Annotated in this window: 21 protein-coding genes and 1 tRNA gene; 16 read left to right on the top strand and 6 right to left on the bottom strand. The window is 63.8% G+C overall.

The genetic code is table 11. From position 1 onward, the window contains the following. Positions 1–2 precede the first annotated feature (2 nt). Positions 3–1,418, bottom strand: coding sequence for a short-chain fatty acyl-CoA regulator family protein (locus A0J57_RS01635; RefSeq protein WP_025547357.1), 1,416 nt, complete (start codon positions 1,416–1,418; stop codon positions 3–5). A gap of 121 nt (positions 1,419–1,539) precedes the next feature. Between A0J57_RS01635 and A0J57_RS01630 the strand changes: the two genes are divergently transcribed. The 8 genes from A0J57_RS01630 (at position 1,540) to alr (ending at position 12,596) form a co-directional block, all read left to right on the top strand. After that, positions 1,540–3,072, top strand: coding sequence for an acyl-CoA carboxylase subunit beta (locus tag A0J57_RS01630; RefSeq protein WP_025547356.1), 1,533 nt, complete (start codon positions 1,540–1,542; stop codon positions 3,070–3,072). Between the two features lie 114 nt (positions 3,073–3,186). Beyond that, complete coding sequence (mce, locus tag A0J57_RS01625) at positions 3,187–3,627, top strand: methylmalonyl-CoA epimerase (RefSeq protein WP_025547355.1); 441 nt, start codon at positions 3,187–3,189, stop codon at positions 3,625–3,627. Between the two features lies 1 nt (position 3,628). Then, positions 3,629–5,794 carry a methylmalonyl-CoA mutase gene (scpA, locus tag A0J57_RS01620; RefSeq protein WP_061934215.1) on the top strand — a complete coding sequence of 722 codons (2,166 nt, stop codon included), beginning with the start codon at positions 3,629–3,631 and terminating at the stop codon, positions 5,792–5,794. Beyond that, positions 5,794–6,792 carry a biotin synthase BioB gene (gene bioB / locus A0J57_RS01615; protein ID WP_025547353.1) on the top strand — a complete coding sequence of 333 codons (999 nt, stop codon included), beginning with the start codon at positions 5,794–5,796 and terminating at the stop codon, positions 6,790–6,792. The genes scpA and bioB overlap by 1 nt, the downstream gene beginning before the upstream one ends. A 228-nt stretch (positions 6,793–7,020) precedes the next feature. Then, entirely contained in the window at positions 7,021–9,021 is a 2,001-nt protein-coding gene (locus A0J57_RS01610; protein WP_061934213.1) for an acetyl/propionyl/methylcrotonyl-CoA carboxylase subunit alpha, read from the top strand. Between the two features lie 276 nt (positions 9,022–9,297). Continuing rightward, positions 9,298–9,669 carry a tRNA-binding protein gene (locus A0J57_RS01605; protein ID WP_048578024.1) on the top strand — a complete coding sequence of 124 codons (372 nt, stop codon included), beginning with the start codon at positions 9,298–9,300 and terminating at the stop codon, positions 9,667–9,669. A gap of 247 nt (positions 9,670–9,916) precedes the next feature. Then, positions 9,917–11,509 carry an MFS transporter gene (locus A0J57_RS01600; RefSeq protein ID WP_061934211.1) on the top strand — a complete coding sequence of 531 codons (1,593 nt, stop codon included), beginning with the start codon at positions 9,917–9,919 and terminating at the stop codon, positions 11,507–11,509. 40 nt (positions 11,510–11,549) lie between these two features. Further along, positions 11,550–12,596, top strand: a complete 1,047-nt coding sequence (gene alr / locus A0J57_RS01595) for an alanine racemase (RefSeq protein ID WP_061934209.1) — start codon at positions 11,550–11,552, stop codon at positions 12,594–12,596. Between the two features lie 60 nt (positions 12,597–12,656). On the opposite strand, the gene A0J57_RS01590 is transcribed toward alr, so the two are convergent. Beyond that, on the bottom strand, positions 12,657–13,829 hold the full coding sequence (locus A0J57_RS01590) for an acetyl-CoA C-acetyltransferase (RefSeq protein WP_061934244.1): 1,173 nt from the start codon (positions 13,827–13,829) through the stop codon (positions 12,657–12,659). A 50-nt stretch (positions 13,830–13,879) separates the two neighbouring features. Continuing rightward, positions 13,880–14,968, bottom strand: a complete 1,089-nt coding sequence (locus A0J57_RS01585; protein ID WP_082718593.1) for an alpha/beta hydrolase — start codon at positions 14,966–14,968, stop codon at positions 13,880–13,882. On the opposite strand from A0J57_RS01585, the gene phaR reads away from it, so the two are divergent. Together phaR and A0J57_RS01575 are read left to right on the top strand one after the other, a co-directional pair. Further along, complete coding sequence (phaR, locus tag A0J57_RS01580; protein ID WP_061934207.1) at positions 14,967–15,563, top strand: polyhydroxyalkanoate synthesis repressor PhaR; 597 nt, start codon at positions 14,967–14,969, stop codon at positions 15,561–15,563. The two genes, A0J57_RS01585 and phaR, sit on opposite strands and share 2 nt — an antisense overlap. A gap of 209 nt (positions 15,564–15,772) precedes the next feature. Beyond that, positions 15,773–17,299, top strand: a complete 1,527-nt coding sequence (locus A0J57_RS01575) for an aminoacyl--tRNA ligase-related protein (protein WP_061934241.1) — start codon at positions 15,773–15,775, stop codon at positions 17,297–17,299. 337 nt (positions 17,300–17,636) lie between these two features. Here A0J57_RS01575 and hslU read toward each other — a convergent pair whose 3' ends face one another. Then, on the bottom strand, positions 17,637–18,938 hold the full coding sequence (gene hslU / locus A0J57_RS01570; protein WP_044662345.1) for an ATP-dependent protease ATPase subunit HslU: 1,302 nt from the start codon (positions 18,936–18,938) through the stop codon (positions 17,637–17,639). A gap of 117 nt (positions 18,939–19,055) precedes the next feature. After that, positions 19,056–19,598, bottom strand: coding sequence for an ATP-dependent protease subunit HslV (gene hslV / locus A0J57_RS01565; RefSeq protein ID WP_099185983.1), 543 nt, complete (start codon positions 19,596–19,598; stop codon positions 19,056–19,058). A gap of 195 nt (positions 19,599–19,793) precedes the next feature. Between hslV and A0J57_RS01560 the strand changes: the two genes are divergently transcribed. After that, complete coding sequence (locus A0J57_RS01560) at positions 19,794–19,982, top strand: hypothetical protein (protein ID WP_025550870.1); 189 nt, start codon at positions 19,794–19,796, stop codon at positions 19,980–19,982. 17 nt (positions 19,983–19,999) lie between these two features. Here A0J57_RS01560 and A0J57_RS01555 read toward each other — a convergent pair whose 3' ends face one another. Continuing rightward, a complete protein-coding gene (locus A0J57_RS01555) occupies positions 20,000–20,128 on the bottom strand; it encodes an entericidin A/B family lipoprotein (RefSeq protein WP_007685859.1) in 129 nt (42 codons plus the stop codon). 134 nt (positions 20,129–20,262) lie between these two features. Here A0J57_RS01555 and A0J57_RS01550 point away from each other — a divergent pair. The 5 genes from A0J57_RS01550 to A0J57_RS01530 all read left to right on the top strand — a co-directional run bounded on the left by A0J57_RS01550 (position 20,263) and on the right by A0J57_RS01530 (position 25,408). Further along, positions 20,263–20,337: transfer RNA gene (locus tag A0J57_RS01550), tRNA-Val, on the top strand. Between the two features lie 118 nt (positions 20,338–20,455). Beyond that, entirely contained in the window at positions 20,456–22,675 is a 2,220-nt protein-coding gene (locus tag A0J57_RS01545) for a S9 family peptidase (RefSeq protein ID WP_061934205.1), read from the top strand. Between the two features lie 235 nt (positions 22,676–22,910). Beyond that, on the top strand, positions 22,911–23,936 hold the full coding sequence (locus A0J57_RS01540) for an aspartate-semialdehyde dehydrogenase (protein ID WP_025550873.1): 1,026 nt from the start codon (positions 22,911–22,913) through the stop codon (positions 23,934–23,936). A gap of 10 nt (positions 23,937–23,946) precedes the next feature. Further along, a complete protein-coding gene (locus tag A0J57_RS01535) occupies positions 23,947–24,627 on the top strand; it encodes a DUF2238 domain-containing protein (RefSeq protein WP_061934203.1) in 681 nt (226 codons plus the stop codon). Positions 24,628–24,634: 7 nt separating this feature from the next. Beyond that, a complete protein-coding gene (locus A0J57_RS01530) occupies positions 24,635–25,408 on the top strand; it encodes an alpha/beta fold hydrolase (RefSeq protein WP_048577741.1) in 774 nt (257 codons plus the stop codon). Positions 25,409–25,437: the final 29 nt, after the last annotated feature.

The following is a 25,437-nucleotide window of genomic DNA, read 5'->3' as shown; positions in this document are numbered from 1 at the left end:
GCCTAGCCGATCCAATAGGGCACGATCTGGCGATTGTCGGGATCGACGCGGATCGGGCGGTCCGCGGGCGGGAAGGCGCGTTGGTCGCAGCTCTGGCGGGGGCAGAGGCGGCAGGTGATGCCGATCGGGGTTGCCGCGCCCTCCACCTCCAGTTGCAGGCCGTCGGCATAGACGAAATTGGCGGCATGCGCGATTTCGCAGCCCAGCACGACGGCGAAGCGGCGCGGCGTGCGGCTGTAGCTGCCGGAGGGTTTAACCAGACCCTTCGCCATGGACACATAGCGGACGCCGTCGGGCGTTTCGCCCAGTTGCACGTTGATCCGGTCGGGGACGGCGACCGCTTCATGGACGTTCCATAAGGGGCAGGCGCCGCCGAAGCGGGCGAATTGCAGGCGGGTGGCGCTGTGGCGCTTGGTGATGTTGCCCGCCATGTCGACGCGGCAGAAGAAGAAGGGGATGCCCCGCAGGCCGGGCCTTTGCAGCGTCGAGAGGCGGTGGCAGGCCTGTTCGAAGCTGACGCCGAAGCGGCGCGCGAGACGGTCTATGTCATGGCGGACTTCGCGGGCGGCTTCGCGGAAGGGGGCATAGGGCATCAGCAGCGCCCCCGCCGCATAATTGGCGAGGCCGATGGCGAGCAGCCGGTCCGCGCCGGGCACGGGCAGCGCCGCCCTGTTGACCACGTCCGCGATCACGGCCTGCCCCTCCAGCATCATCAACTGGTGGGCGAGCATGAATTTGCGGCTTTCGGTGGGCAGGGCGGCGTTCACGAACAGGCGCTTTTCGCTGCTGGTATAGGAGCGGAGCGCGGAATCCGGCGTTTCCGCGATCAGCGTTTCGATGCCGTGGCGGCGGGCCAGCGCCTCCACCAGCATGCCTTCGTCCAGCGTCTGGCCGGCGGTGAAGCTGGCGGCCATGTCCTCCGCCAGGCAGTCAAGGACATGGACGTAATTGCCCGCTTCGTGGAACCAGTCGCGCGCCGCTTCCCAGGGCAGGCGGGCCTGCACCGCATGATCGTTGGCTATGGCCTCCTCGATCATGTTGATGCGTTCATTGGCGCGCATATGGGCATTGTAGAGGTCGACATAGCGCGCCGCGAATTCGGGAAAATGCAGGTGCAGCTTCTCGATCCGTTCCGGCTCCATCGGCACGCCGGGCAGTTCGGGATGGGCGAGGGCGAAGGTGAAGGCGCCCAGAAGCTGTTCCTCCTCCCGGCTGTCGAAGCTGGCCCAGTCGGTGGGAAAGGCGCTGGCGACGGCCGCCTTGACCTTGGCCGTCAGGGGGCGGTCGTCATTCTCAAGCTGGCTGAGATAGGATACCGATATGCCAAGGGCCTGGGCCATGGTCGCCTGGTCCATGCGATGGTCGAGACGGAGTTGGCGCAGGCGCGGTCCTGCGAAGATTCGATTGCCACGAGCCATGGATCGTCCATAATTTGCAAAATCGCGATTTGCAAATTGGCAAAATTGCATTTGCGAAAATGCGGAAAGATTGGGAAGGGGCGGACATAGACGTCCGCGACAAGCCGGAGAAAAGCCTGATATGTCGAAGCTCGCCATCATCGAACAGCTCGAAGCCAAGCGGGAGGCCGCGCGTCTGGGCGGCGGACAGCGCCGCATCGACGCGCAGCATGCCAAGGGCAAGCTGACCGCGCGGGAGCGGCTGGACGTGTTGCTGGACGAGGACAGCTTCGAGGAGCTGGACATGTATGTCGAGCACAACTGCATCGACTTCGGCATGGACGGGCAGCATATACCCGGCGACGGCGTCGTCACCGGATCGGGCACCATCAACGGCCGGCTGGTCTATGTCTTCAGCCAGGACTTCACCGTCTATGGCGGCGCGGTGTCGGAACGGCACGCGATGAAGATCTGCAAGATCATGGACATGGCGCTGAAGGTGGGCGCTCCCGTGATCGGCCTCAATGACTCGGGCGGCGCGCGCATCCAGGAAGGCGTGGCTTCGCTGGCGGGCTATGCCGAGATTTTCCAGCGCAATGTGCTGGCGTCGGGCGTGGTGCCGCAGATCAGCGTGATCATGGGGCCGTGCGCGGGCGGCGCGGTCTATTCGCCGGCGATGACCGACTTCATCTTCATGGTGAAGGATTCGAGCTTCATGTTCGTGACCGGCCCGGACGTGGTGAAGACCGTCACCAACGAGGTCGTGACGCAGGAGGAACTGGGCGGGGCGGTGACGCATACCACCAAATCGGGCGTGGCCGACCTTGCGTTCGAGAACGACATCGAGGCGCTGCTGGCGGTGCGCGATTTCGTGGACTTCCTGCCGGCGTCCAACAAGGAGCCGGTGCCGGAGCGGCCGAGCGCCGATCCGTGGGACCGGATCGAGGACAGCCTGGACACTTTGGTCCCCGCCAATGCGAACCAGCCCTATGACATGCATGAGCTGATCCGCAAGGTGGTGGACGAGGGCGACTTCTTCGAGGTGCAGCCCGCCCATGCGGGCAACATCATCTGCGGCTTCGGCCGGGTCGAGGGCAAGACGGTGGGCGTCATCGCGAACCAGCCGATGGTGCTTGCCGGGGTGCTGGACATCAACTCGTCCAAGAAGGCCGGGCGCTTCGTGCGCTTCTGCGATGCGTTCGAGATTCCGATCGTGACCTTCGTCGACGTGCCCGGCTTCCTTCCCGGGACGGCGCAGGAGCATTCAGGCATCATCAAGCATGGTGCGAAGCTGCTGTTCGCCTATGCCGAGGCGACCGTGCCGAAGATCACCGTGATCACGCGCAAGGCCTATGGCGGGGCCTATGACGTCATGTCCTCCAAGCATCTGCGGGGCGACCTCAACTATGCCTGGCCCACCGCCGAAATCGCGGTGATGGGGGCCAAGGGCGCGGTGGAGATCATCTTCCGGGGCAAGACGCCCGAAGAGATCGCGGAAAAGACCAAGGAATATGAGGACCGCTTCGCCAACCCCTTCGTGGCGGCGGGCAAGGGCTTCATCGACGAGGTGATCCAGCCGCATTCGACCCGGAAGCGGATCGCCCTGGGGCTGCGCAAGCTGCGGAACAAGGCGTTGGAGAACCCCTGGAAGAAGCACGACAATATTCCGCTCTAAGGTGAATCCGTCATCCCCGCGCGGGCGGGGAACCCTCTCCGGACATCATATCCGGGGAGAGGGCGGGAGATGGATTCCCGCCGTCGCGGGAATGACGAAGTTGGGAATGACGTTATGAAACTCGGCCGTCTCAATCATATCGGCGTGGCGACGCCCTCGCTGGAAGCATCGATTGCCTATTATCGAGACGTCATGGGCGCGACCATCGCGCATGAGCCGTTCGACCTGCCGGCGCAGGGGGTGAAGGTCTGCTTCGTGGATACGCCGGGCGAGAACGGCACCGCCGGCACGCAGATCGAGCTGATCGAACCCTTGGGCGAGAACAGCCCGATCCATGGCTTCATCGCCAAGAACCCGGCGGGCGGGCAGCATCATATGTGCTATGAAGTGCCCGACATTCATGAAGCCAAGGCGTGGTTCGAGGGGCTGGGCAAGAAGGTGCTGGGCGAGCCCCGCATCGGGGCGCATGGGACGCTGATCTTCTTCGTCCATCCCAGGGACATGAATGGGGTGCTGACCGAAATCATGGAAACGCCCAAGGAAGGCGCGCATTGATATGACAGAGAAGCCGACGCTGGACCAGTGGGCCGCCGCCGCCGCCAAGGAGGTGAAGGGCAAGGACCTGAACTGGGAAACCCCGGAAGGGATCACGGTCAAGCCGCTCTACACGGCGGAGGATGTCACCCCGGATAAAGTTGGCGATCCGGGCCTGCCCGGCTTCGCGCCGTTCACGCGGGGCGTGCGCGCATCCATGTATGCGGGGCGTCCCTGGACCATCCGGCAATATGCGGGCTTTTCGACCGCGGAGGAATCCAACGCTTTCTATCGCCGCAATCTGGCGGCGGGACAGAAGGGGCTGAGCGTCGCTTTCGACCTCGCCACCCATCGCGGCTATGACAGCGACCATCCGCGTGTCGTGGGTGACGTCGGCAAGGCGGGCGTGGCGATCGACACGATCGAGGACATGAAGATCCTGTTCGACGGCATTCCGCTCGACCAGATGTCGGTTTCCATGACCATGAACGGCGCGGTGATCCCGATCCTCGCCTTCTTCATCGTCGCGGGCGAGGAGCAGGGGGTCGAGCGCAGGCTGCTCGACGGGACCATCCAGAACGACATCCTTAAGGAGTTCATGGTCCGCAACACCTATATCTACCCGCCCGAACCCTCGATGCGGATCATCAGCGACATTTTCGGCTATACCAGCCGGGAGATGCCCAAGTTCAACAGCATCTCCATCTCCGGCTATCATATGCAGGAGGCCGGGGCGACGCAGGTGCAGGAACTGGCCTTCACCATCGCGGACGGCGCGGAATATGTGCGCTATGGCGTGGCGTCGGGCCTGGACATCGACAAGTTCGCCGGGCGTTTGAGCTTCTTCTTCGCCATCGGCATGAACTTCTTCATGGAGATCGCCAAGCTGCGCGCTGCCCGCGTGCTCTGGCATCGGGTGATGACGAAGCTTGGCGCCAAGGATGAGCGCTCCAAGATGCTGCGCACCCATTGCCAGACGTCGGGCGTGTCGCTGACCGAGCAGGACCCCTATAACAATGTCATGCGCACCACCATCGAGGCGATGGCGGCGATGCTGGGCGGCACGCAGTCGCTGCACACCAATGCGCTGGACGAGGCAATCGCGCTCCCAACCGATTTCTCCGCCCGTATCGCGCGCAACACGCAGATCGTCATCCAGGAAGAGACGGGCATGTGCAATGTCGTCGATCCGCTGGGCGGCAGCTATTATATCGAGGCGCTGACCCAGCAACTGGTCGACGCCGCGCAGGAGATCATCGACCGCGTCGAGGCCGAAGGCGGCATGGCCAAGGCGGTGGCCGCCGGCTGGCCCAAGGCGATGATCGAGACCGCCGCCGCCGCCCGTCAGGCGCGGGTCGATCGGGGCGAGGACGTGATCGTCGGCGTGAACAAATATCGTCTGGCGAACGAGGACCTGCTCGAGACGCTGGAAGTCGACAACAGCAAGGTCCGTGAAGCGCAGATCGCCCGCATCAACAAGGTGAAGGCGGAGCGTGACGAGGCCGCCTGTCAGGCCGCGCTGGATGCGCTGCGCCGGGCGGCTGCGGGCGAGCAGTCGATCGAGAACAACCTTCTCGCCCATGCGGTCGAAGCGGCGCGTGCCCGCGCTACGCTGGGCGAAATCTCCTCCGCCATGGAGGACAGCTTCAACCGATACGGCACGGTGCCGACGCCGGTGAAGGGCGTCTATTCCAAGCCCTATGCACGGGATGCCCGCTGGCAACAGGTTCTTGACGGGGTGCAGGCCGTCGAGCGGCGCCTCGGTCGCAAGCCGAAGATCCTTATCGCCAAGATGGGGCAGGACGGCCACGACCGGGGCGCCAACGTGATCGCGTCCGCGTTCGGGGACATGGGTTTCGACATCGTGTCGGGCCCGCTGTTCCAGACGCCGGAGGAAACGGTGGTGCTGGCGCTCGACAGCGGCGCGGACGTGGTCGGCGCCTCGTCGCTGGCCGCCGGGCACAAGACGCTTATTCCCGAACTCATCAGGCAGCTTCGGGAACAGGGCCGCAACGACGTCAAGGTGGTGGCGGGTGGGGTCATTCCGCCGCAGGATTACGACTTCCTCCGTGACGCAGGCGTCCAAGGGATTTATGGACCGGGCTCCAACGTCGTGGAATGCGCCGCCGATGTGCTGCGCCTCCTCGGCCACAACATGCCCCCGGCGGGGCTGGAGGAAGCCGCATAATGACTAAGACGCCTCGCACTGACTGGACCCGCGACGAAATCGCCGCGCTGTTCGACCTGCCCTTCAACGACCTGATGTTCGAGGCGCAGTCGATCCATCGTGCGAACTTCCCGCGCAATGAGGTGCAGCTTTCGACCCTGCTGTCGATCAAGACGGGCGGTTGTCCGGAGGATTGCGGCTATTGCAGCCAGTCGACCGAGGCGGAAAGCGGCCTCAAGGCCACCAAGCTGATGGACGTGCAGGCGGTGCTTCAGGCGGCGGCGCAGGCGAAGGACCATGGTTCGGGCCGTTTCTGCATGGGCGCGGCGTGGCGCAATCCCAAGGAACGGGACATGCCCAAGCTCATCGAAATGGTGAAGGGCGTTCGCCAGATGGGCATGGAAACCTGCATGACGCTGGGCATGCTGTCGGCTGGTCAGGCCAAGCAGTTGGCCGATGCGGGGCTGGATTATTACAACCACAATATCGACACCTCGCCGGAAAATTACGCCAACGTCATCACCACCCGGACCTTCGCGGACCGGATCGAGACGCTGGAAAATGTCCGGGACGCGGGCATCAATGTGTGCTGCGGCGGAATCGTCGGCATGGGGGAGACGCGATCGGATCGCATCGGCTTCCTGCATGCGCTCGCCACCATGCCGCATCCCGAAAGCGTGCCGATCAACGCGCTGGTGCCGGTCGAGGGCACGGTGCTGGGCGATATGCTGAAGGACACGCCGCTCGCGAAGATCGATGAGGTGGAGTTCGTCCGCACGGTCGCCGTGGCGCGGATCGTCATGCCGCAGTCGATGGTGCGGCTTTCCGCCGGGCGCGAGAGCATGAGCGAGGCTTGTCAGGCGCTCTGCTTCATGGCGGGGGCGAACAGCATCTTCACCGGCGACAAGCTGCTGACCGCGGCCAATGCCGGGGACGACAAGGATAGCGCGTTGCTCGGGAAGCTCGGGCTGACGCCGATGATGGCTCAGCCGCATGGGCATCTGGAGGCGGCTGAGTGAAATTCGGCCGAATGATGGCGGTGATCGTCGTTGTGCTGGCCGTGATCTTCTGGGGTTTGTTCTCGTCGGGCGCCTTCATGCACGGCGATTAGCATCAACCACCACCTCCGTTCGCCCTGAGCTTGTCGAAGGGCTGCACTTCTCTTCGAAAGGGAAGGAGGGGGCTTCGACAAGCTCAGCCCGAACGGGGTGAGAGGAACTGAATAAGGACTGGGGCAAGGACAGATAATGGCAATCACCAAGATCCTGATCGCGAACCGTGGCGAAATTGCGTGCCGCGTCATCCGCACCGCGCGGAAGATGGGCATCAAGACCGTTGCGGTCTATTCCGATGCGGATGCGCGCAGCCCCCATGTGCTGATGGCGGACGAGGCCGTGCATCTGGGCCCGCCGCCTGCCGCCCAGTCCTATCTGCTGGCCGACAAGATCATCGAGGCGTGCAGGGCGACCGGCGCCGACGCGGTTCACCCCGGCTACGGCTTCCTCTCCGAGCGGGAGAGCTTCCGCAAGGCGCTGGACGAGGCGGGCATCGTCTTCGTCGGTCCTCCCGCCAACGCAATCGCCGCCATGGGCGACAAGATCGAATCGAAGAAGCTCGCCAAGGCGGCCGGCGTCAATGTGGTCCCCGGCTATGTCGGCGTGATCGAGGATACCGAACATGCCGTCCGCATCTCGAACGAGATCGGCTATCCGGTGATGATGAAGGCATCGGCCGGCGGCGGCGGCAAGGGGATGCGCCTTGCCTATTCCGAGCAGGACGTTCGCGAAGGCTTCGAGGCGACCAAGCGCGAGGGGCTGAACAGCTTCGGCGATGACCGCGTGTTCATCGAGAAGTTCATCGAAAGTCCGCGCCATATCGAAATCCAGATATTGGGCGATCAGCACGGCAACATCGTCTATCTCAATGAGCGCGAATGTTCGATCCAGCGCCGCCACCAGAAGGTGGTGGAGGAAGCGCCGTCGCCCTTCGTGTCTCCCGAAATGCGCAGGAAGATGGGCGAGCAGTGCGTCGCCCTGGCGCGGGCGGTCGGCTATTTCAGCGCAGGCACGGTCGAGTTGATCGTGTCGGGCGCGGACAAGACGGGCGACGGTTTCTACTTCCTGGAGATGAACACCCGTCTGCAGGTGGAGCATCCGGTTACGGAAGAGATCACTGGCCTCGATCTGGTCGAGCAGATGATCCGCGTCGCCAATGGCGAGGAACTGGGCTTCGCCCAGGAAGATGTGAAGATCAACGGCTGGGCGATCGAGAACCGCGTCTATGCCGAGGACCCCTATCGCGGCTTCCTGCCCTCCACGGGCCGCCTGATCCGTTACAATCCGCCCGAAACCGGCGCTGATGAAACGGGGGCGCTGGTGCGCGTCGACGACGGCGTGGTCGAGGGCGGCGAGGTCAGCATGTTCTACGACCCGATGATCGCCAAGCTGATCACCTGGGCGCCGACCCGGCTGGAAGCCATAGACAAGCAGATCGCGGCGCTCGACCAGTTCGAGATCGAGGGGCCGGGGCATAATATCGATTTCGTCTCCGCGCTGATGCAGCATGCGCGATTCCGTTCGGGCAACATCACCACCGGCTTCATCGCGGAGGAATATCCGGAGGGCTTCACCGGCGCGCCGGCTTCGGAGACGCTGCTGAAGCGTCTGTCGGCCATCGGCGCCTTTGCAGCCATGGCGCAGGCGGACCGGGCGCGCCGCATCGACGGGCAGCTTGGCAAGCGCCTCGCTCCGCCGACCGACTGGCAGGTGAAGGTCGGCGATGCGGTCCATGATGTCGTGATCAATGGCGATGACGTCACGGTGGATGGCGAAGCCATCGAACTGGCGCTGGAATATACGCCCGGCGACCGGCTGATCGAGGCGGAGTTCGGTGAGGAGCAACTGGCGGTGAAGATCGCGCCGGTGCGTTCGGGCTTCGTGCTGACCGCCCATGGCGCCAGCCACAAGCTGCGCATCCTGCCGGCCCATGCGGCGGTGCATGCCAGGCATATGATCGAGAAAATTCCGCCAGACCTGTCGCGCTTCCTGATCTGCCCGATGCCGGGCCTGCTGGTGGCGCTGAATGTGAAGGAAGGCGACAAGGTCGAGATCGGCCAGCCGTTGGCCGTGATCGAGGCGATGAAGATGGAGAATATCCTGCGCGCGCAGAAGGCGGGCGTGGTGAAGAGCGTGTCCGCCGTGCAAGGGGAAAGCCTGCCGGTCGACGCGATCATTCTGGAACTGGAATAAGCGCTTGCCTGGGGCGAGGTCGGGGAACTGCCTTCCCGACCTTGCCATGGGACCGGTTCTTGAGCGGGCTGCTTTGAAATTGAATCGGATCGCCGTTCCAGATTCCTTGTTTTTCCGTGATTCTGGACCGGCGGTCGGTTCCGATCGCCTGGAAATCGCTCTGGAGCAGATTCCGATCCGGTTGCATCGGCTCGACTGCTCCAAGTTTTTGTTTTGTCGTGTTTTCCAAGTCAGCAGATGATTCCATCTGCTTGGAAAACTCTCTAGCATGCCGCCATGCATCTGAATCATGATTCCGCTTCGGCCGCCGCCGACATCATCGGTTTCGACGATTTTCTGAAGGTCGACATCCGCGTCGGCACGATCCTTTCGGCGGAGCCATATCCGGAGGCGCGCAAGCCAGCCTATAAGCTGGTGATCGATTTCGGTCCGGGCATCGGCCAGAAGAGATCGAGCGCGCAGATCACGGAACATTATGCGGTGGAGGACCTGCCGGGCCGACAGGTTGCGGCCGTCGTCAATTTTCCGCCGCGGCAGATCGGGAAGTTCCTGTCCGAGGTGCTGACGCTTGGCTTTGCCGATGAGGCCGGGGCCGTGGTGCTGTTTGCGCCGGATCGGGCAGTGCCGAATGGGGCGCGGCTGTTTTGAAGGGAGCGGGTCTGGATGAAGGGGAGCGGGCCTGCGGTCCGCGCGATCCCCTGGATCGCAACCCCCTCACCCAGCTACGACTAAGGCAGCAAGCTGCCAAGTCTGCGCAGCCCTCTCCCTTGAGGGAGAGGGATAAAGCGGGTGTCCGCTTCCGACGCATATCGCGTCCATTCGCACGTCGCGCTTGCCGGAGTTCGGCACTTCATTAGAACGTAGGCGAACAATCAGTCAGGCAAGCGGGGGCGGAATGGGTGGAAGTGCGGTCGGCACCGACTATGTGATGGATGCGAAGCGTGACCGGCTGGTCATCACCGCTTCGGCGCTCGGCACATTGTTCGAATGGTATGACTTCTACATCTACGGCGTCCTCGCCCCGATCATCGGGCGTACATTCTTCCCGACGGACAATCCGACCGTGGAACTCCTCTATTCGCTGGCAGGTTTCGCCATCGGTTTCGGGTTCAGGCCGCTCGGCGCGGCGTTGTTCGGCTATCTGGGCGACAGGCTGGGGCGCAAATATACCTTTCTGGCGACCATCGTGCTGATGGGAGCGGCGACGGCGGGCGTCGGGCTGACCCCGTCCGCCGCGAGCATCGGCATCGCCGCGCCGGTCATCCTGATCCTGTTGCGGATCGCGCAGGGACTGGCGCTGGGCGGGGAATATGGCGGGGCGGCGATCTATGTCGCGGAACATGCGCCGCCGGGGCGGAGGGGTTTCTTCACCAGCTTCATCCAGGCGGGGGTGATCGGCGGCTTCATCCTGTCGCTGATCGTCGTGGTCGGCACGCAATGGATCGTCGGCAAGGCGGTGTGGGACGATTGGGGCTGGCGCCTGCCCTTCATCTTCTCGCTGGCGTTGCTGGCGATTTCGCTCTGGATGCGGCTGATGCTGCGCGAAAGCCCGATCTTCGCGGCGATGAAGGCGGCGGGCGAGCAATCGCGCAATCCGCTGAAGGAGGCGTTCACCTATCCCGGCAACAAGCGGCGGATGCTGGTGGCGATGATCGGCATCGCGGCGGGCTTCACCGTCATCGCTTATACGGTGATGTTCCAGGCGCTCTATTTCCTGCAGAACGGCCTGCATGTCGCGCCGGGCATCGCGCAGTTGCTGGTGGGCGGCAGCGCCTTTGCGGGCGTGGCGGCCTTCATCTTCTTCGGCTGGCTGTCCGACCGGGTGGGGCGGAAGAAGCCCATCGTCATCGGCTATGCGCTGGTGCTGCTGCTGCTCATGCCGCTCTATCAGTTCATGGGGAGCGTGGCGAACCCGGCCCTCTACCGGGCGGCGGAGCGCGCGCCGGTGATCGTCAGCGGCCCCGATTGCAGCTTCGATCCCTTCGCCAAGGTGCAGCCGACCGTCTGCGGCAAGCTGCTCGACCATTTTTCCAAGCGCGGCATCGCCTATGAAAAGCGGGAGGCGGCGACGCCTTCGGTCAGCGTCGGTTCCGTGGCGGTCGCGGATCTGAGCGCGGAAGGGCTGGATGCGGCGCTGGATGCGGCGGGATATGAATCGGCCCCCGTCACGCCGGACTGGCCGCGCGCCTTGTTGCTGTTCCTGGCGCTGCTGCTGCTCTGGACGCTGTCGGGGGCGACCTATGGTCCCGTCGCGGCGCTGCTGTCGGAATATTTTCCGGCGCGGATACGCTATAGCTCGCTGTCGATCCCCTATCATATCGGGACCGGCTATTTCGGCGGGTTCCTGCCGCTGGTCAGCCAATATATAGTAGCGCGGACGGGCGATCCCTATGCGGGGCTGTGGTACACCATCGCGGTGGTGGCGGTCGCCCTGCTGACCTGCATCGTCGCCCTGCCGGAGACGCGCGGGGCCGCGATGGATGCCTGATCCCTCGACGCTTGCGTCGCGGAGCGCTATCGGACAGGCGATGGCTGATTTTTCCGCACCTTTGCGTCTGCGTCTGGATGGAGGCGCTTTGCTCGCCAACTGGCGCTGGTTGAAGCGGCAGGGCGGCGCGGCGGCATGCGGGGCGGCGATCAAGGCCAATGGCTATGGGCTGGGCAGCGCGGAGGTGATGCGGCGCTTGCTGGCTGCGGGATGCCGGGACTTCTTCGTGTCCAACTGGGCCGAGGCGATGGCGCTGGAGCCTTTGATCGGCGAGGGCGTGTCGCTTTCCGTGCTGCATGGCGTGCGGGAGGAGGACATGGCGGTGGCGCTCGCCTCCCGCGCAAGGCCGGTGCTGTGCACGGAAGGGCAGATTGCGCGCTGGAAGGAGGCGGGCGGCGGGCTTTGCGACGTCATGGTCGATACCGGCATGAACCGCCTGGGGCTGGATTGGCGGGGCGATGTTTCGGCGCAGGTCGCGGGGCTGGAGGTGGCGACATTGCTCAGCCATCTGGCTTCCGCCGATGAGGATGTGCCGCTCAGTCAAGTGCAGTTGGAACGGTTTTCGGCGCTGCGGGGCGGAGTCAGTGCGGCGCGTTACAGCCTGGCGAACAGTGCCGGGATTTGCCTGGGCGCTGCCTATGCCTTCGACATGACGCGGCCGGGCATTGCGCTTTACGGCGGCTTGCCGCGCACGGAAGCGGCGGGGCGGATCGGGCAGGTCGTCTTTCCGGAGGCTCAGATACTGCAACGCCGCCGCGTCCGGGCTGGCGACACGATCGGTTATAATGCGACCCATCGCGCAGCGGCGGACATGGAGATCGCCGTGGTGAATCTGGGCTATGCCGACGGTTATTTGCGCGGCTTTTCCGGGCGGGGGTCCATGGCTGTCGGGGACCGGCACCTGCCGGTGGTGGGACGGGTCTCAATGGATTTGACCGCTGTCGACGTGTCGGGTCTGCCCGAGGTCGCGGAGGGGGATTGGCTGGGCGTCGACTATGCGCTGGCGGAGGCGGCGGCGGTTTCCGGGCTGTCGCAATATGAGTTGCTGACAGGGCTGGGCGCGCGTTTCGACCGCATCTGGCGCTGACAGCAGAAGGCCGCCGATCCGGATTGGGATCGGCGGCCCTTTCGTTGCTTTACCGCCTGCTTAGCGCTCGACGCACATGGCGACGCCCATGCCGCCGCCGATGCAGAGGGTCGCGAGGCCCTTCCTGGCGTCGCGCTTCTGCATCTCGTAGAGCAGGGTGGTGAGGACGCGGGCGCCCGAAGCGCCGATCGGGTGGCCGATGGCGATCGCGCCGCCGTTCACATTGACCTTTGACGGGTCCCAACCCAGTTCCTGACCGACCGCCAGCGCCTGCGCGGCGAAGGCTTCATTGGCTTCGATCAGGTCGAGATCGGCCAGCGACCAGCCCGCCTTGGCCAGCGCCTGACGGCTCGCCGGAGCCGGGCCGATGCCCATGATCGACGGATCGACGCCGCAGGTCGCGAAGCCGGCGATGCGCGCCAGCACGGTCGCGTTGCGCCTGGCGGCCTCATCGGCGCTCATCAGGACGAGGGCGGCGGCGCCGTCGTTGATGCCGCTGGCATTGGCGGCGGTGACGGTGCCGTCCTTCTTGAAGGCCGGGCGCAGGCCCTGCATCGCCTCCAGCGTGGCGCCGGCGCGGATATATTCGTCAGCGTCGACGACGGTGTCGCCCTTTCGGCCCTTGATCGTCACGGGAACGATCTCGTCCTTGAAGCGGCCCGATGCGCGGGCGGCTTCGGCCTTGTTCTGGCTGCCGACGGCGAATTCATCCTGCGCCTCGCGGCTGATCTGGTACTTCTCGGCCAGATTTTCCGCCGTGATGCCCATGTGATAATTGTTGAAGGCGTCGGTCAGGCCATCATGCGTCATCGTGTCGATGAAGGAAATCGGCCCCATCTTCGCGCCGCCGCGCAGATATTGCGCATGGGGCGCCATCGACATGCTTTCCTGACCGCCCGCGACCATGATGCGGGCGTCGCCCGCGCGGATCGCCTGAGCCGCCAGAGCGACCGCGCGCAGGCCAGAGCCGCAAAGCTGGTTGAGGCCGATGGCGGTGCGCTCCACCGGAATGCCGGCGTTGACGGCGGCCTGACGGGCGGGGTTCTGGCCCTGCGCCGCGGTCAGGACCTGGCCCAATATGACTTCGTCCACTTCCTCCGGCGCGACGCCGGCCTGGGCGAGAGCGGCGACGATGGCGGTGCGGCCCAGCTCATGCGCGGGGGTCGACCCGAAGGCGCCCATGAAGCTGCCGACGGCGGTACGCTTGGCAGCGGTGATGACGATGTCTGACAAAGCCTTGATCCTCAGTTCCGGGGTGATTGTTTTCGCAGGCGCACATATCATCATCCGCCATGACTGGAAAGCCATTGGGACAAAGGCTCCCACAGCATCGCCCGTCCGTTGCCGCCCACGATCATGCCGACATGGCCAAGGCTCAAGGTCGTGTTCTCGCCCATTTCCGGGGCGGCGGCGGCGGGAACGATGCGGTCCGTTGCGGAACGGATTGAAAGCGTTGGACAAGTCAGCCGGCGGGGATCGACCGTTCGTCCGTCGATATGCCATTCCCCCCGTCCGCTCGCATTTGCGGCATAGAATTGTTCGAAAAGGTCACGCCCCGCAGCATAGCTGAGCGGTGGGCCGCCATTGGCCCAATCCTCGACCGCCAGAAAGGCATGCTCTTCGTCGGAACCCGGCTCCATGCCGGCAAAGGCCGCATATTTGCGAATCGTCCGGGCGGGGTCCATCGCCCAGAAGCCCGATTGCAGCACCTCCATCGGGACATAGTCCAACCGTTGGCACATGGGCCTGGAACTGCGCCAGAGCGCGCCGATCTGTTCCCGGTCTGCCGCAGGGAACCCGTCGAAGTTCCAGGGCGCGGCAATCGTCGCCAACGCCCTTGCGGGTTGCAGCGCCGCAGCGCCGATGGCCAGATTTCCGCCGAGGCAATATCCCACCAATATGGGTGGCCGGGCCAGGGCTGCCAGCATCGGCAGCAGGCGGTCCGTCACATGCCGGTCGAGCCCCAGCGCGCCGTCGTCCGCCGCGGGCGTGCCCCAGTCGACCAGATAGGCGTCATGTCCTGCTGCACGCATGTGGCGCAGCATGGACCGGCTGCCGGACAGGTCCAGCACTTGCGGCGGGTTGATCAGCGAGGGCACGAAAACCACGGGATGACGGCCATTTTCCGTCCCATATCGGAGCAGCCTGGCGCTGCCTTCGCGAGCCACGACGGGAACGGCGGGGGGCGGGGCGGGGCGAATAGCCTCCTGATATTTCCGCAAACCCCGGAACGCCCGTTTGCGCAGTTCGGGATCATCCTCCGTCTCGCGCCATAAAATATTGAGAAAAAGGGGCAGGGGCCGCGGCCCATGTTGCGGCGCGGCATTCCCTTGTGCTAATGCGGAAAATGCAGGTGTGGGAGAGGTATCCATGGCCAAATCTAAGACCGCGAACGAATCCGAACCGGTCGTCATCAAGAAGTACGCTAACAGGCGGCTCTATAACACAGAAACGTCGAGCTACATCACGCTGGATCTTTTGTCGCAGATGACTCGTGAGGGGCGCGAGTTCGTCGTCGTCGATGCGAAGACCGGAGAGGACATCACGCATAATGTCCTGACCCAAATCATCATGGAGGAGGAGCAGCGGGGCAAGAACATGCTGCCCGTCAACTTCCTGCGTCAGTTGATCGCCATGTACGGCGATTCCATGCAGTCCATGGTGCCGCAATATCTGGAAGCGTCGATGGACGCCTTTCGCAAGAACCAGCAGCAGTTCCAGGAAGCCATGAAGGGCGCCTTTGGGGGCGGCCCGCTGGCCGAGATCGCCAAGCGCAACATGCAGATGTTCGAGGCGGCGGCGAGCGCCTTTGGCACGGGGATGCCGGGGATGCCCGGAATAGCTGGCATGGCGGCGCCGACATCTTCGCCCACGCCGTCCGCTACCGAAGAGGCGAAGGACGATGAGATCGCGGAACTCAAGGCCCAGCTTGCCGCGCTCAACGCGAAGATCGACAAGCTTTCCTGATTTCCGTCATCCCAGCGTAAGCTGGGATCTCAGGCGGTACGACACAGCCTGGCCTTACGAGATCCCAGCTTTCGCTGGGATGACGATATTGTCGATGTTCGCCCTTTACTTGGGCTGGTTGCTCATTGGGGCGACGGCCCTTTGGGGTCGACAGGGGCGGCGCGCTTGGCCTATGGCGCGCCATCCACTCGAATTTTAAGGTCGATCCCGTGAAGCACGCCCTTTCCGTTACCCGCGAACAGGATTTCGCCGCCTGGTATCAGGCCGTCATTTCCGAGGCCGACATGGCCGAGGAAAGCGGTGTGCGCGGGTGCATGGTCATCCGTCCATGGGGTTACGGCATCTGGGAACGGATGCAGAAGCTGCTGGACGAGCGCATCAAGGCGACCGGCCATGAGAATTGCTATTTCCCGCTGTTCATTCCGCTTTCCTATTTCGAGAAGGAGGCGGAGCATGTCGACGGCTTTGCCAAGGAAATGGCGGTCGTCACGCATCATCGGCTGATCCAGAAGGACGGGAAGATGATCCCCGATCCCGAAGCGAAGCTGGAGGAGCCGTTGGTGGTTCGTCCGACTTCGGAGACGGTGATCGGCGCGGCCTTCTCCCGCTGGGTGCAAAGCTGGCGCGACCTGCCGGTGCTGATCAACCAGTGGGCGAATGTCGTGCGTTGGGAAATGCGCACGCGGATGTTCCTGCGCACGGCGGAGTTTCTGTGGCAGGAGGGGCATACCGCTCACGCCAGCGTCGATGAGGCGATGGAAGAGACGCTCAAGATGCTGGAAGTCTATCGCGGCTTTGCCGAGGATTGCGTGGCGCTGCCGGTGATCGCGGGCGAAAAGCCGGAGAATGAGCGCTTTCCGGGGGCCGTCGCGACCTATTCCATCGAGGCGATGATGCAGGATGGGAAGGCGTTGCAGGCAGGCACGTCGCATTTCCTGGGGACCACCTTCTCGCAGGCGCAGAATATCAAGTTCCAGAATGCCGAGGGGCAGCAGGAACTGGCGCAGACGACCAGTTGGGGCGTGTCGACGCGGATGATCGGCGGGCTGATCATGGTGCATGGCGATGATGACGGGCTGCGCGTGCCGCCTCGGGTTGCGCCTTATCAGGTGGTCGTCGTGCCGATGCTGCGCGATACGGATGAGGATGCGGCGATCCTGGATTATTGCGGCGAGCTGGTGGCGGAGCTGAACAGGCAGGATGTGTTCCGGGAGCCGGTGCGCGCCTTGCTGGACCGGCGGCCGGCCAAGGCGGCGAACAAGCGCTGGGGCTGGGTCAAGAAGGGGGCGCCGGTCGTGATCGAGGTTGGCGGGCGCGACGTGGCCGGGGGCAATGTGTCCATAATCCGGCGTGATCGGCTTTATCGTGAGGACGGGAAGCTCGATAGCCGGATTGTGGCGAAGGCGGACTTCCTTGGCGCGGCTACGGGGATGCTGGAGGATATTCAGCAGGCTTTGTTCGCGGACGCGCAGGCGCGGCTGCTGGGGAATATCGACAGGTCGGTGACGTCGCTGGATGGGCTGAAGGCTTATTTCGGGGCTAGCAAGAAGCCGGGTTGGGCGCTGGTGCAGTGGGCCAAGCCGACTGGGGCTGCGCTCGACAAGGTCATCGAGTGGCTGAAGGGCGAGAAGCTGACGCTACGCAATGTGCCGACGGATGCGGAAGCGGCTGATGGGCTGTGCGTGTTCACCGGCGAGAAGGCGGTGGAGCGAGTGTTGGTGGGGCGTTCTTACTGAGCCTTTAAAATTCCCTCCCGTTTACGGTCAAACAAGGCACATGACTCGTTTGAAGGGTTGGGCTGTATCGACATTCAGTTCGATATGGGAGGGTTCCAACATAATTGACGTCATGCTGAACTTGTTTCAGCATCCATCGTGCCTCCAGGCGCCGTTCTCCTGTGGGGAGAAATGGATGCTGAAACAAGTTCAGCATGACGATTTGGAATGAGGGCTAATGCCTATCGTTCGAGATAGCTGAATGCCGATACCGCGAAGGGGAGGGCATGTCACAGCGCTCTCCTCACAATCTCTTCCCCGACCCCTCCCGCAAGCGGAAGGGGAGCTATAAGGGCAATTACAGCACATATTTGCTGAGGTCGGTGTTGCGCGCCACTGCGCTCAACTGCTTCTCCACATAGGCCGCATCGACCACCAGCGTTTCGCCCTGGCGGTCTTCCGCGTCGAAGCTCACATCCTCCAGCAGCTTTTCCATAACCGTCTGGAGGCGGCGGGCGCCGATATTTTCGACCTCGCTGTTCACCTCCGCCGCGATCTTCGCGACGGCGCGGATGCCGTCGGGCGTCAGGTCGATGGTCACGCCCTCGGTCGCCAGCAGCGCGCGATATTGCGCAACAAGGCTCGCCTTGGTGTCGGAGAGGATCGAGACGAAATCATCCTCGGTCAGCGCCTTCAGTTCAACGCGGATCGGCAGGCGGCCCTGCAATTCCGGCAGCAGGTCGCTGGGCTTCGCCACATGGAAGGCGCCCGATGCGATGAACAATATATGGTCCGTCTTGAGCGGGCCATATTTGGTCGAGACCGTCGTGCCCTCGATCAGCGGCAGCAGGTCGCGCTGCACGCCTTCGCGGCTGACGGAGCCGCCGCGCACGTCGCTCACCGCGATCTTGTCGATCTCGTCGAGGAAGACGATGCCGTTCTGCTCCGCGCTGGAGATGGCGACGCGGGCGACATCGTCCTGGTCCAGCCTCTTGTCCTGCTCCTCCTCGACCAGCTTGTCCCAGGCTTCCGCGACGCGCAGCTTGCGGCGCTTCTTCTGCTGTTGACCGAAGGCCTTGGACATCATGTCGCTGAGGTTGATCATGCCGATCTGGCCGCCCATGCCGGGGATTTCCATCGGCATGGAGGGGCTGTCGGTGACTTCCACCTCAACCTCGACATCGTTCATCTGGTTGTTCTCGATCCGCTGACGGAAGGAGAGGCGGGTCGCCTCGCTCGCTTCCTTGCCGGTGAGCGCGTCGAGCAGGCGGGCCATGGCGGCTTCGGATGCGGCTTCGCGCACGGCTTCGCGGCGGCGGTCGCGTTCCAGACGGACGGCTTCCTCGACCAGATCGCGGACGATCTGCTCCACGTCGCGGCCGACATAGCCGACTTCGGTGAATTTGGTCGCTTCCACCTTGACGAAGGGCGCGTCGGCCAGCTTGGCGAGACGGCGGCTGATCTCCGTCTTGCCGCAGCCGGTGGGGCCGATCATCAGGATGTTCTTCGGCGTCACCTCGTCGCGCAGGTCGGCGGAAAGCCGCTGCCTGCGCCAACGATTCCGCAGGGCGACGGCGACCGCGCGCTTGGCGTCGGCCTGGCCGATGATGTGGGCGTCGAGGGCGGAGACGATGGCTTTGGGTGTCAGATTGTCGTTCATGGGATCTCTAAAAATCCGTTCGTCCTGTTTTCATGAGCCGCCTGGCTCATTCAAATCTCAAAGGGCGTTGCTTCTGAAGAAAGGAGGGGGCTTCGGCAGGCTCAGCCCGAACGGGGTTCAAGCTACAGATTCCAGCTCTTCGACCACGAGCTGGTCATTGGTGTAGACGCAGATGTCCGCCGCCACCTTCATCGCCTTGCGGGCCAGGGTTTCGGCATCTTCCTCATATTCCACCAGCGCCCGCGCCGCGGCGAGGGCGAAGTTGCCGCCCGAACCGATGGCCGCGACGCCGCCTACCGGCTCCAGCACGTCGCCATTGCCGGTCAGGATCAGCGTCACTTCCCTGTCCGCGACGATCATCATCGCTTCCAGGTTGCGGAGATATTTGTCGGTCCGCCAGTCCTTGGCGAGTTCCACGGCGGCGCGCATCAACTGGCCGTTGTGGCGCTCCAGCTTGGCCTCCAGCCGTTCGAACAGGGTGAAGGCGTCCGCCGTGGCGCCGGCGAAGCCGCCGATGACCGATCCGTCGTGGAGACGGCGGACCTTGCGGGCGTTGGGCTTCATCACCGTCTGGCCCATGGAGACCTGGCCGTCGCCGGCCACGATCACCTTCCCGTTCTTGCGTACCGACATGATGGTCGTGCCATGCCAGACCGGCATGGAATGGGAGCGTTGGTCGTTCATGGCCGGCATATGGGAGCGATGGTGACGGCGCGCAAGCATCCGCTGCATAAGCGCCGGATCGTGTCATTTTCTGGACAGATTTATTTCAATTCGTTCAGGAACCAATCTGGCGCAATTGACATTGTGCAACGCAGCAACAATCATTCGGGCATGTTGCAGAGAGGCAGGATCATGACCCTCAAGGCCAGAGCCCAGGAAAAGGTCGAACGTGCGGGAATATCGAACTATTCCTTCGACCAGGACGTGCTGGTGATGTGCGGCGTGCGCTATACGATCGCCGCCTGCGATTGTGGCGAGCCGGAATGCGACGGCGTCCGCCTGGAGAAGGATGCAGCCGTTGCCGGCCGCATCCTCCAGTAACCGGCGGTCCCGCCGGATCAGTTGATGGCTTTTTCCCCGGCGCGGCCGACGGATTCGATGTCCCGGCCCGCACCCTTCACGGTGTTGCAGGCGGCCAAAGAGGTGAGAAGCAGCCCAGCAATGACCAGGGCGACGGTTTGACGCATGAATATGCACTCCTTCTGAAAGCGTATCGACTATAACGCGGATGAAGCGGATAAGTCCATTTTCGGAAAATAGCTTGTTCGATATGCTTGACAGGGCGCGCGGTGGATGCCAATGGCCGCCTCCTCCTTACAGGGGGCGCGTAGCTCAGCGGTAGAGCACACCCTTCACACGGGTGGGGTCACAGGTTCAATCCCTGTCGCGCCCACCATGATCCGGGCGATCATGGCGGAGAAATATTATTTCCCAACATTGATCTTTTCATCTGCTTGGCGCTAATTCTCTGCGCCATGTGATGCGGCGGTTTCGCCGCGAGGCAAGGGATGAAAATGTCGCCATATCTGAAAAGCGGCGCGGCTGTCGGCGCGCTGTTGCTTTCCGTGATGTCCGCCCAGGCGCAGGAAAAGCTGACCCTGGAGCGGGTGTTCGCCAGTCCGGACCTTTCCGGCCCGCAACCAAGGGCATTGAAGCTGTCGCCCGACGGCAAGCTGGTGACGCTGCTGAAGCCACGGACGGACGAGAAGGAACGGCTCGACCTTTGGGCGGTGGATACGTCCACGGGCGCGGAGCGGATGCTGGTCGATTCGAAGAAGACAGGCAGCGGCGCGGCGCTTTCCGAGGCGGAGAAGATGCAGCGGGAGCGGGATCGTTCCGTCGCGGGCAGCACCGGCATCGTCAGCTACGACTGGGCGCCGGACGGCAAGTCCATCCTCGTGCCGGTCGACGGCGACCTTTATCTGGCCGCGCTGGACGGGAAGGTCACGCGTCTCACCGACACGCCCGATGGCGAGTTGAACGGCGTGGTCAGCCCCAAGGGCGGCTATGTGTCCTTCGTGCGCGGCGGCAATTTCTTCGTTCAGCCGATGGGCGGCGCGGAGAAGCAGTTGACCCAGGGCGCCAGCGACACGGTGAGCTGGGGCGTGGCGGAGTTCGTCGCGCAGGAGGAAATGGACCGGCGCACCGGCTATTGGTGGTCGCCCGACGACAGGCTGATCGCGGTTGCGCGCGTGGACGAAAGCCCGGTCGGCATCGTCACGCGCACGGCCATCGGCGGCGAGGGCACCAAGGTCTATGAGCAGCGCTATCCAGCGGCCGGAACGCCCAATGCGCTGATCGAGCTGTATGTGATGAAGCCGGAGGGCGGGGAGCCCGTCAAGGTCGATCTCGGCACGGAGAAGGATGTTTATCTCGCCCGCGTCGACTGGTCCAAGGATGGCAGAACACTTTACGTCCAGCGCGAGAGCCGGGACCAGAAGACGCTCGACCTGCTCGCCGTCGATCCGGCGACCGGCAGGGCGCGGGTGATCCTGACCGAAAGGGCGAAGAGCTGGATCAACCTCAGCAACAATTTCACGCCGCTCAAGGATGGTAGCTTCCTCTGGTGGTCGGAAAAGACCGGCCATGGACATCTCTACCATGTGCGGGGCGGCCGGTGGACGCCGCTCACCAGCGGTGAATGGGAAGTGCGCGATGTGGTGAGCGTGGATGAGGGCAAGGGCCTCGTCTATTTCACCGGCAACAGGGAAACGCCGCTGGAGCAGCAGCTTTATGCCGCGCCGCTCGCCAAGGCGGGGCCGCTGCGGCAGCTGACCTCGGCGGGCTGGTGGAACGACGCCGTGATGGACGGCGCGGCGAGCCGCATCGTGGTCGCGCGCAGCAATAGCGACCAGCCCAGGCAGGTCTATCTGGCCGATAGCGGGGGCAAGCAGTTGAACTGGCTGTCGGAGAATGCGGTTCGGGGCAGCCACCCCTATGCGCCCTATTGGGCCAGCCATGTGAAGACCCGGTTCGGCACGATCAAGGCGGCGGACGGTTCGACGCTCTACACCCGGATCATGACGCCGCCGCTGGAGGCGGGGAAGCGCTATCCGGTCTTCATGCTCCATTATGGCGGGCCCGGCGCCGGACGGCAGGTCACCAATTCATGGGGATCGCCCATCTACCAATATCTGGTGGACAGGGGCTGGATCGTCTTTGCCGTCGACAATCGGGGCACGCCCGATCGCGGCAAGGCGTTCGAGGACCAGATCTACCATGCCATGGGTACGGTCGAGGTGGAGGATCAGCTTGCGGGCGTGAACTGGCTCAAGACCCAGCCCTATGTCGATCCCAAGCGGATCGCGACCTATGGCTGGTCCTATGGCGGCTATATGTCGCTCAAGCTGCTGGAGAAGGCGCCGGGGGTGTTCTCGGCAGCGGTAGCGGGCGCGCCGGTCACGAAATGGGAACTGTACGACACCCATTATACCGAGCGCTATCTGGGCCGGCCGCAGGAGAAGTCCAGCGCCTATCCCGGTTCCGGCGCGGTGGATGAGGCGGTGAAGATCAGGGACCCGCTGCTGCTGATCCACGGCATGTCGGACGATAATGTGGTGTTCGACAATTCGACCGCGCTGGTGGCGAAGATGCAGGGCGCCGCCGTGCCGTTCGAGATGATGGTCTATCCGGGCCAGACGCACCGCGTCGGCGGGCCGGGGATCAGCGTGCATCTGTGGCGGACCATCGAGGATTTCCTGGCGCGGCATGGGACGGGGCCTCAATCTCGATAATCCTGAACCCTGTCCTTCGTTCGCTCCAAGCCTGTCGAAGGGCTTTCTCTGAGAAGAAAGTGAAGGGCTTCGACAGGCTCAGCCCGAACGGAGGGAGGGCGTAAGGAAAGGGGGCAGGGCAAGGTCCGCCATGCAAGCCAAGCTTTGACGCAATAAACGGCTTGTCACTGGACAAACGGCGCAATGCCGCTATGGCGCCCACTCCGCAATTTTGCATGGAGTGGAGTGTTAAGTCATGGGCTACAAGGTCGTCGTCGTTGGTGCCACCGGTAATGTGGGCCGCGAGATGCTGACCATTCTCGCCGAGCGCGAGTTCCCTATTGACGAGATCGCGGCGGTCGCCTCGCCCCGGTCGCAGGGCACCGAAATCGATTTCGGTGACACCGGCAAGACGCTCAAATGCAAGAATATCGAGCATTTCGACTTCACCGGCTGGGACATCGCCCTGTTCGCCGCAGGCTCCGGCCCGACGGCGGAATATGCGCCCAAGGCGGCGGCGGCGGGCTGCGTCGTGATCGACAATTCGTCGCTCTACCGCATGGACCCGGACGTGCCGCTGATCGTGCCGGAAGTGAATCCGGATGCGATCGACGGATACAAGAAGAAGAACATCATCGCGAACCCCAACTGCTCGACCGCGCAGATGGTGGTCGCCTTGAAGCCGCTGCATGACGCCGCCACGATCAAGCGCGTCGTCGTCGCCACCTACCAGTCGGTTTCCGGCGCGGGCAAGGCGGGCATGGACGAGCTGTTCGAGCAGTCGCGCAACATCTTCGTCGGCGATCCGGCCGAACCGAAGAAGTTCACCAAGCAGATCGCCTTCAACGTGATCCCGCATATCGACGTCTTCCTGGACGACGGCTCGACCAAGGAAGAGTGGAAGATGGTCGCGGAAACCAAGAAGATCCTCGATCCCAAGGTGAAGGTCACGGCGACCTGCGTGCGCGTGCCGGTGTTCGTCGGGCATTCCGAGGCGATCAATCTCGAGTTCGAGAATGAGATTTCGGCGGAGCAGGCCCAGAATATCCTGCGTGAAGCGCCCGGCGTGATGCTGGTCGACAAGCGCGAGGACGGCGGTTACGTCACCCCCGTCGAGTGCGTGGGCGACTATGCCACCTTCATCAGCCGCGTGCGTGAGGATTCGACCATCGACAATGGCCTGAACCTCTGGTGCGTCAGCGACAATCTGCGCAAGGGCGCGGCTCTGAACGCGGTGCAGATCGCGGAACTGCTGGGCCGCCGTCACCTGAAGAAGGGCTGAGGCCCTTCCCATGATCTCCGGCGCTGCTGTCTGGAAAGCCGTTCCAGCCGCGCAGCGCCGGATGATCGTTCTGCTGGTCGCGGCCATTGTCGCCGCGAATGTCGATCAGCCCTATCCCGAACTGGCGCCGCTCCAGCATGGGCCGACGGCGCTGCTCATCCTTGTCTCGCCCTGGCTGTTGCGCCGATGGCCGCTGTCGAACGGATCGGTGGCGTGCGTCCTGCTGTTCCTGTTGCTGCATACGCTGGGCGGGCGGTACATCTATTCCTATGTACCTTATGACATCTGGGCGCGGGCGATCAGCGGCCATGATATTTCCGGCACTTTCGGCTTGGCGCGCAACGGCTATGACCGGCTGGTGCATTTCGCCTTCGGCCCCCTCCTGACCGCACCCTTCGCGGAAGCGGCGCGGCGTCATGGCGTCATGCGGACGGGCTGGAGCCTTGTTTTCGCCTTTGTCTCCGTTGGGTTCGTGGGCGCTGTCTACGAGATTTTCGAATGGCTGCTGAGCGTGGTGGCCGCCGGCCAGACGGCGGACTGGTATAATGGCCAGCAGGGCGACATGTGGGACCCGCAAAAGGACATGGCGGCCGCGCAGATCGGGAGCGTCCTCGCACTTGTCTGGCTTCTCTCTACTCGACAAGGAGAGGGCAAGGCCATATCGCCGCACGCGCATTCATCCAAGGAGTAGCCCGCTCATGTCCGGCCCCACGTCCGACCTGCCCATCGAGAAGCTGGAGATCAAGGGGTTGGGCGGGCTTCCCCTTGCCGTGCATGTGGTGGGGGAGGGCCGCGATCTGGTTCTGATCCATGGTTATTTCTCCAATGCCTACACCAACTGGATACGTTACGGCCATGCCGCGAAGCTGGTGGAGGCGGGATTCCGCCTCATCCTGCCCGACCTTCGGGGGCATGGCGAAAGCGGCAAGCCCCATGATGCCGCCGCTTATCCGCCCGACGCGCTGACCGAGGACGGGCTGGCGCTGGTCGAGCAGCTTGGCCTGACCGACTATGATCTGGGCGGCTATTCGCTGGGCGCGCGGACGACGGTGCGGATGCTGGCGCGGGGCGCGACGCCGCGCAGGGTGATCCTGGCCGGCATGGGGCTGCGCGGTCTGGTCCAGACGCTCGACAATGGCGGCTATTATCGCAATGTCCTCACCAACCTCGGCACGTTCGAGCGGGGGACGTCGGAATGGATGACGGAAGCCTTTCTGAAGACCACCAAGGGCGATCCGGTCGCGATGCTGCACATCCTCAACACCTTCGTCGATACGCCCAGGGAGGTCATCGCCGGGTTCCAGCAGCCCATAGAGGTGATTTGCGGAGCCGATGACCGGGACAATGGCGTCGCGCAGGAACTGGCGGAACTGCTGCCCCACGGCCGCTATGTCGAAGTTCCGGGGAACCACATGAATGCGGTGACGCGGAAGGAGCTGGGGCAGGCGATGGTGGATTTCCTGACGGATTGAGCCATGCACATGCTCCTGCCCATGCAGGA

This window comes from Sphingobium sp. 22B (assembly GCF_001580035.1).
GTDB classification, from domain to species: Bacteria; Pseudomonadota; Alphaproteobacteria; order Sphingomonadales; family Sphingomonadaceae; genus Sphingobium; species Sphingobium fuliginis.
The sequence above is the reverse complement of the archived record's forward strand: the minus strand, read 5'-3'. Positions and strand labels throughout refer to the sequence as shown.